The organism is Methylorubrum podarium (assembly GCF_022179745.1).
Taxonomy (GTDB): domain Bacteria; phylum Pseudomonadota; class Alphaproteobacteria; order Rhizobiales; family Beijerinckiaceae; genus Methylobacterium; species Methylobacterium podarium.
Genome location: NZ_BPRD01000113.1, coordinates 1 through 7,071, shown reverse-complemented (window position 1 = coordinate 7,071; position 7,071 = coordinate 1). Strand labels below are relative to the sequence as shown.

General features: G+C 71.4%; 6 protein-coding genes. 3 read left to right on the top strand and 3 right to left on the bottom strand.

The window, feature by feature from the left end:
* Nucleotides 1-522 (top strand): RNA polymerase sigma factor (locus MFF42_RS06095; protein WP_238254947.1); only part of this gene is annotated, 522 nt, incomplete at its 5' end.
* Nucleotides 523-1,003: 481 nt separating this feature from the next.
* A complete protein-coding gene (locus tag MFF42_RS06090) occupies nt 1,004-2,569 on the top strand; it encodes a vWA domain-containing protein (RefSeq protein ID WP_373875145.1) in 1,566 nt (521 codons plus the stop codon).
* A gap of 58 nt (nt 2,570-2,627) precedes the next feature.
* Here MFF42_RS06090 and MFF42_RS06085 read toward each other — a convergent pair whose 3' ends face one another.
* Genes MFF42_RS06085 through MFF42_RS06075 form a run of 3 tightly spaced genes read right to left on the bottom strand, consistent with a single transcriptional unit; the run spans nt 2,628 to nt 6,256 of the window.
* On the bottom strand, nt 2,628-3,236 hold the full coding sequence (locus MFF42_RS06085; RefSeq protein ID WP_238254946.1) for a DUF1254 domain-containing protein: 609 nt from the start codon (nt 3,234-3,236) through the stop codon (nt 2,628-2,630).
* Nucleotides 3,233-3,952: a DUF1214 domain-containing protein gene (locus MFF42_RS06080; RefSeq protein ID WP_238254945.1), complete on the bottom strand. Its 720-nt coding sequence runs from the start codon at nt 3,950-3,952 to the stop codon at nt 3,233-3,235. Before MFF42_RS06080 ends, MFF42_RS06085 begins: the two co-directional genes overlap by 4 nt.
* A 9-nt stretch (nt 3,953-3,961) precedes the next feature.
* Nucleotides 3,962-6,256 carry a transglycosylase domain-containing protein gene (locus tag MFF42_RS06075; RefSeq protein WP_238254944.1) on the bottom strand — a complete coding sequence of 765 codons (2,295 nt, stop codon included), beginning with the start codon at nt 6,254-6,256 and terminating at the stop codon, nt 3,962-3,964.
* 323 nt (nt 6,257-6,579) lie between these two features.
* On the opposite strand from MFF42_RS06075, the gene MFF42_RS06070 reads away from it, so the two are divergent.
* A complete protein-coding gene (locus MFF42_RS06070) occupies nt 6,580-7,044 on the top strand; it encodes a YcgN family cysteine cluster protein (protein WP_238254943.1) in 465 nt (154 codons plus the stop codon).
* Nucleotides 7,045-7,071: the final 27 nt, after the last annotated feature.

Here is a 7,071-nt window from a genome sequence, read left to right as displayed (position 1 = left end):
CTGGCGCAGGCCGGCGAGCGGGCTGCCTTCGAGCTCCTGCTGCGTCGGCACTATGACGCGATGCACCGCGTCGCGTGGCGGATGATGGGGTCGCGCACGGACGCCGAGGATATCGTGCAGGAGGTCTGCTGCACGCTCGCGGACCGCCTCGCCGGGTTCCGCGGCGAGTGCCGCGTCACCACGTGGCTGACCGGCATCGTCGTCAACGCCTGCCGCGACCAGTATCGCCGGGGGGCGACACTGGCGCGGCTGAAAGCGGGTCTCGCCGTTCTGATGCGTGCGGCCGCGCCGGAAGAGACGGACCCCTATCGCCGGATCTGGCTCGAAAGTGCGCTCGGCCGGCTCGACCCGCGCCTGCGCGAGACGCTGGTTCTGGTGGCGGGCGAGGGGCTGACCCATGCCGAGGCCGGGCGCGCCCTCGGCATCGCGGAGGCGACGGTGTCCTGGCGCATCCACGAGGCGCGGCGCCGTCTCGCGGGGGAATTCGAGCGGAGCTTCGAGGGAGAGCGGCGCCATGGCTGAGCCCGAAACCGACCCGATCTTCGAGGGTGGATCGCCGCGCCTGCCCGCCGCCCCGCCGCCCGAGGCGGCCGCGCGCGAGCGGGCGCTGGCGGCGGCACTCGCGCGCTTCGACGACAGCCGCCAAGGATCGGCCGAGCCCGCGCGTCCAAGGAGGCATCGCAGCCTTCCGAGGATGTTCGCCATGCCCCGCCTCCGCACCGCCCTCGCCGCGACCGCCGTCATCGCGGTGGCGAGCCCCTTCGCGTGGCAACTCGCCCGCGAACGGCGTGAGGACGTCGGCACCGCGCCGCAGGCATCGCTCGCCTTGCCGGAAGCCCCCTCGCTCCCCTCCCGGCAACAGGCCCCGGCTCGATCCGATGCGGCGGAACCGGCGCGCGTCCCGCCGCCCGCGCCTGCGCCTGCGCCTGCGCCCATAACTCCGCCCGCGCCGATGCCGCCGTCCGGTGCCGGCTCCCGGAAAGCTCCCTCCGAACAGTCCTCCATAACGCTGAGTCAGGCGTTCCGCTTCTCGGGAGGCTCCCGGTTCGAACGGCCCGAACGTGCCCCGTCTCCACCAATCCGCTCTCGCCTGTCGCCGGATGCGGCGTCGCAATCCGCGGAACCCGGCGGCCGGGACGTCTTCCCTCAGGCCCCTCAGTCCGGTTTCCGGACGGTGCGCGAGGCGCCGGTCTCGACCTTCGCGATCGACGTCGACACGGCCTCCTACGGCTTCGTGCGCGCCTCGCTCGCCCGCAACGTCCTGCCGCCGGCGGATGCGGTGCGCCCCGAGGAGCTGATCAACTATTTCCCCTACGACTACCCCGCGCCGGCAAGCGCCGCCGAACCGTTCGCGGTGAGTGCCAGCGTCTTCCCGAGCCCCTGGGCAGAGGGCCGGCGCATCCTGCGGATCGGTGTGAAGGGCTACGCCCTGACCCCGGCCGCGCGCCCGAAAGCCAACCTCGTTTTCCTCGTCGACACGTCGGGCTCAATGGCGGCGCCGAACCGCCTGCCCCTCGTCAAGCAGTCGCTGGCGATGCTGTTGACGAGCCTGTCGGCGGACGACCGTGTCGCCATCGTCGCCTATGCCGGCCAGGCGGGAACGGTGCTGGAGCCGACCCCGGCGAGCGAGGGCGGAAAGATCCTCGCGGCCATCGAGGGGCTCGAGGCCGGCGGCGCGACGGCCGGCGGCGAGGGCCTGCGCCAGGCCTACGCGCTGGCCGCCCGCAATCGCGATCCCGCGGCGATCAACCGGGTGATGATCGCGACCGACGGCGACTTCAACGTCGGCATCACCGACCGGACGGAGTTGAAGGGATTCGTCGAGCGGGAGCGGGAGAAGGGCATCTTCCTCTCCGTCCTCGGCTTCGGCACCGGCAACCTGAACGATGCGCTGATGCAGGCGCTGGCCCAGAACGGCAACGGCACCGCGGCCCACATCGACACCCTGAACGAGGCGCGCAAGGTGCTGGTGGAAGAAGCCTCCGCCACGCTCTTCCCCATCGCCAAGGACGTGAAGATCCAGGTCGAGTTCAATCCCGCCCGCGTCGCCGAGTACCGACTGATCGGCTACGAGACCCGGGCGCTGGAACGGGCCGATTTCGAGAACGACCGGATCGATGCCGGCGAGGTCGGCTCGGGCCAGACGGCGACCGCCCTCTACGAGATCGTGCCCGTCGGCGGCCCGGCGACGATGCCGCCGCTGCGCTACGGCGCGGCTCCGGCCGAGGGAGCCGGTGCCGCCGCACCGTCCGGAGAACTCGCCTTCGTGAAGATCCGCTACAAGCAACCCGCCGCGGCCGAGAGCCGGCTGATCGAGGTTCCGGTGTCAGGCGACGCCGAGCGGTCGCGTTTCGAGGAGGCGGACGCGGATGCGCGCTTCGCCACCGCGGTCGCGGGCTTCGCCGAGATCCTGCGCGGCGGGCGCTGGACCGGGCGGTTCACCCTCGATGACGTGCTGAGGCTCGCCTCCGCGGCCCGAGGCGACGACCCCTTCGGCTACCGCGCCGACTTCCTGCAACTGGTGCGCACGGCCAAAACGGCGCGGGCGGTCGCGGCGGCGAAACCCTGATCGGCACGAGAGCATCATCGTTTCCCGAAAGCCGGCGGCCCCCTCTCGGGATGAAGCTCTAGCTCTTGCCGTTCCCCGCCTCGTCCCCGGTCGGCTCGGCCGGGCTGTCGATGGTGCAGGAGACCGCCTGCACGGCGGCGTCGGCCACGGCGCGCTCGCTCGGAAGGGCGGCGATGACCCGGACCACCGCGAACCCCCGCCGGGCGGGGGCGACGATGCGCACGTCGCGCGTCACCTCGCCGGCCACGTCGTTGGCCAGCGCCTCGTCGTATTGGGCGCGGGTCATCACCACGAGATCGAGGCCGCCGCGCACCGCCGCCTGATCGGTGACCGCGTAGAAGGCGCCCCGGCGGCTGTGCATCGAGACCGAGAGCATCAGCGAACCGGCCTGGGCCGAGACCCGCATCGGCCCGTCGTCGAGATCGTAGGAGCAGACGCCGACCGAGACCGCCGGATCGGGATTGGGCAGCCATTCCCCGCCCGCGGCGGGCGGACCGCCGGCGAGGCCGTGGATGCGCAGGGGATGGTCGAGGGTCTCGCTCGCCCGGGCGCGGGTGAAGGCGTCGCCCTCGGAGAAGCGCGGGATCGCCAGCACCGTGGCGATGTGGACGATGCCGGCGATGACGAGGCCGCAGGCGGTGGCGAGGAGGAAGGCGCTCCGGCTCATGAACCGCACCCCATCCGCTCGATCGCCGGCAGGCTGTCGCGGTCGAGCGAGCCGACGCTGGCGGCGACCGGCGTGTCGTAGAGGCGCAGCGCCAGCCGCACCGGACCGCTCGGCCGCGGCATCGGCAGCCAGTTGCCCGCCTGAACCTCGGGACTGAGCAGGATCGCGAAGCGGCCGTCGGTCTCGCGCAGGATCTCGGTGGAGGTGAAGCCCGTGCGCACCGGCTCCTGCCCCGGCGCGGGCGCGCCGCGTCCGGTCACGGTGATCGTCCAGGCGCGGGCCGGGGGCGTGACGCCCGCGAGGCGATAGGTGCAGGTGGCGTCCAGGGTCCGACCGCTATCGTCGCTGGCCGCCGTCAGCAGCATGCCCTCGCCGACCGCCAGCGGAATGTCGCCGCGGCGGGCGTTGACGGCGCGGGCATAGGGGTCGGAGTCGAGCGAGCCCGCCCGCGGCCACGCGGTCCAGCTTCCGATCCCCGTCCCGCCGAACGGATAGCCGCCGCTGGTGGCGTAGTCGGCGCTGGCGAGGCCCAGAAGGCCGCCGAGGGTCAGCGCGTAGACGAACAGGCCGACCCGCGAACTGCGCGAGGCGGCGCTGCGCGCGAGGCGGCGCAGGCGCGCGGCGGGATCCTTGCGCAAGTCCTCGCGCAAGTCCTGGCGCTCATCCCCGCGCCCCGGGGTTCCGGTCGCCGGGCCGACTCCACTCGACAGGGCCATGGATCGGCCTCAGGGCGTCCCGAAGCCGCCGGAGGGGCGGGCGCCCTCGGCGACGTCGACGGGTGCGAGGCCCGGTGTCCCCATCCGGTCGGGGGCGACGGCGCCGGACCGCGCCGGACCGGGCTTGCCGGGCTCGCTCTTGCCGGGCTCGCTTCGGGCGGAGCGGCTGGTCTCGACGTTGCGGAACAGGCCGTTCAGGCTCGACAGCACCTCGAAGGAGCGGCGCGAGAGCCGGCCGCTCGAACTGGCGGCGGCCGCCGCGCCGTCGGCCTGGGCCTGGGACACCTGCGGCGCGCCCTTGCGGTCGTTCAGGCCGGGCATCGGCTTCAACTCGATACCCTGGTGGGCGGGAGCCATGATCTCGTGCCACGTCATCGCGGGGAGCGAACCGCCGGTCATCTTGTTGGTCGGGCTGTGGTCGTCGTTGCCGTACCAGACGGCGCCGACATAGTTGCCGGTGTAGCCCACGAACCACGCATCGCGGTAGCCGTTGGTGGTGCCGGTCTTGCCCGCGACCTTCACGCCCTCGATCTGGGCCTTCCGCGCGGTGCCCTCCTCGACGACCTTGTTGAGCATGTAGTTCATGTCCGCGGTCACCTGGGACGAGAGCACCTGCACCGGCTTCTCGTCGGCGTGGCGGTAGATCACCTCGCCGCTGGAATTGCGCACCTCGGTGGCGACGTAGGGCTTGGCGACCTTTCCGCCATTGGCGAAGACCGCGAAGCCCGCAGCCTGGTCCATCACCGTCACCTCGGTGGCGCCGATCGGCAGGGACGGCGTGTCGGTGAGCGGGGTCGTGACGCCCATCGCCTTGGCGAGCTGGATGATCTTGGCCCGCCCGGCCTTGGCCGCGTTCCACTCGTGGGTGATGCCCATCCCCTTGCCGATGGCGGTGGTGATCTTGATCGGGATCGTGTTGACCGACTTCGCCACGGCGAGCCACATCGGCTGGCGGCCGGAATAGGAGCGGCCGTAGTTCTGCGGGCACCAGTTGCCGACGCAGACGGGCGAATCCACCACCGGCGTGTCGGGCTTGAACAGGCCGGAGGCCAGGGCCGCCGCGTAGACGTAGGGCTTGAACGAGGAGCCCGGCTGGCGCAGCGCATCGGTGGCGCGGTTGAACTGGCTCTCGCCGTAATCGCCGCCGCCGACCATGGCACGCAGGGCGCCATCGGGATCGAGGATCACCACGCCCGCCTCGTCCACGTCGTACTGGTCGCCGTAGCGCCGCAGGGTGTTCTCCACCGCCTGGTCGGCGGAGCGCTGGATCGAGAGGTCGAGCGGCGTCTTCACCGTGAGCACGCGGTCGTTGCGGAGCTTGCCCGCATCCGCCAGCCGCTTCACCTCGTTGAAGGCCCAGTCGAGATAGTAGTCCGCGGTGATGTCCTTGGTGCGGGTCACCGGGGTGGCGGGGTTGCGCAGGGCCGTCTGGATCTGGCCCTCGGTGACGAAGCCGGCCTCGACCATGTTGTGCAGGACGTCCACCGCCCGGCTGCGGGCGGCGGGCAGGTTAACGTTGGGCGAGTACTTGGTCGGCGCCTTGAACAGGCCGGCGAGCATCGCGGCCTCCGCCAGGGTGATGTCCTGCAGCCGCTTGCCGAAATAGTAGTCCGCCGCCGCCACCGCGCCGAAGGTGCCGCCGCCCATGTAGGCGCGGTCGAGATAGAGCTTGAGGATCTGGTTCTTGGTTAGGTGCGTTTCGAGCCAGAAGGACAGGAACGCCTCGTTGATCTTGCGCTCCAGCGAGCGCTCGTTCGACAGGAACAGGTTCTTGGCGAGCTGCTGCGTCAGCGTCGAGCCGCCCTGCATGCCGCCCTTGCCGGACGAGTTCGAGACCAGCGCGCGGGCGGTGCCGATCGGGTCGATGCCCCAGTGCTCGTAGAAGCGCCGGTCCTCGGTCGAGAGCAGCGCCTTGATCATCAGTTCGGGGAAGTCGTCGAACTTCAGCGAATCGTCGTGCTTGATGCCGCGGCGCCCGACCTCGGTGCCGTAGCGGTCGAGGAAGGTGACGGCGAGATCCTGGGCCTTGAGCCAATTGTCGCTGGTGAGGTTGAAGGCGGGCTGCGCCAGGAACAGCAGCACCAGGGCGCCGGCCGTGCCGATGGTGACGCCCTCGCTGGTGAGGTCGAGGGCGTACCGCTTCCAGCCGCGGACGGAGAAGACCTGCATCCGCGCCTGGAAGCGCTCGTAGGCTTCCGTCGTGGAATGGCCGCCCTCGTAGAGGCTCGCGTTGACCCAGGCGTCGAAGGCCAGGGCCGCGCGGCTGATCCGCGTCGTCAACGTCTTGAGGCTGGGCAGGCGCAAGGCGGATTCCGGTTTCTCTCGACGTGGGCCGGGTCGGCGCGGAGCGGGGCTCTCGGACGACGATTTCCCGATACGTCCCGATACGTTCTGTATCAGGACACAGGCCGGCCCGCGAGCTTTCGCTTCCGTTAAGGAACGCGAAGCGCGGGCCAGCGCCCCTTCGGCGCCCCGTCAACCGTGCGTTAACCTTAAGACGATCCTGCCAGCGGAATCCGGCCGTCGGATGGCGGATCGCTCGGCCATGCTTGCTCCCGGCGGCGGCATGCGGCAGGAGGGGCGCCCTGTCCCGAAACAAGACGATCAAGGCGAGCGAGGCGCCAGAGATGGCCGAGCGCAGCGATGGGCCGTTCTGGCGCGTGAAGAGCCTCGAGGCGATGAGCCCGGCGGAGTGGGAGAGCCTGTGCGACGGCTGCGGACGCTGCTGCCTGCTCAAGCTCGAGGACGACGACACCGGCGAGATCCACCACACCGATGTCGGCTGCACGCTGCTCGACACCCATGCCTGCCGATGCCGCGACTACCGCAACCGCGCCAAGCGCGTGCCGGACTGCGTGCGCCTGACCCCGGAGGCGGTGCGCACGATCCCCTGGCTGCCGCCGACCTGCGCCTACCGCCTCGTGCGCGAGGGCCGCGACCTGCCGGCGTGGCACCCGCTGAAGACCGGCCGCCGGGCGAGCGTCCACGAGGCGGGGATCTCGGTGCGCGGACGCGTCGCCGGGAACGAGGAAGAGTTCTCCGACGACGAGCTGATCGAGCGCATCGTCGGCTGGCCCGGCGAGGCCGCCTGAGACCAAGGGCTCAGGCGGCGCGCGGCC

Bases quoted from the DNA above. Each gene is read 5' to 3' on its own strand.
- MFF42_RS06070 (WP_238254943.1), top strand. From the start codon at position 6,580: ATGGCCGAGCGCAGCGATGGGCCGTTCTGGCGCGTGAAGAGCCTCGAG.
- MFF42_RS06080 (WP_238254945.1), bottom strand. From the start codon at position 3,952: ATGGCCCTGTCGAGTGGAGTCGGCCCGGCGACCGGAACCCCGGGGCGC.
- MFF42_RS06085 (WP_238254946.1), bottom strand. From the start codon at position 3,236: ATGAGCCGGAGCGCCTTCCTCCTCGCCACCGCCTGCGGCCTCGTCATC.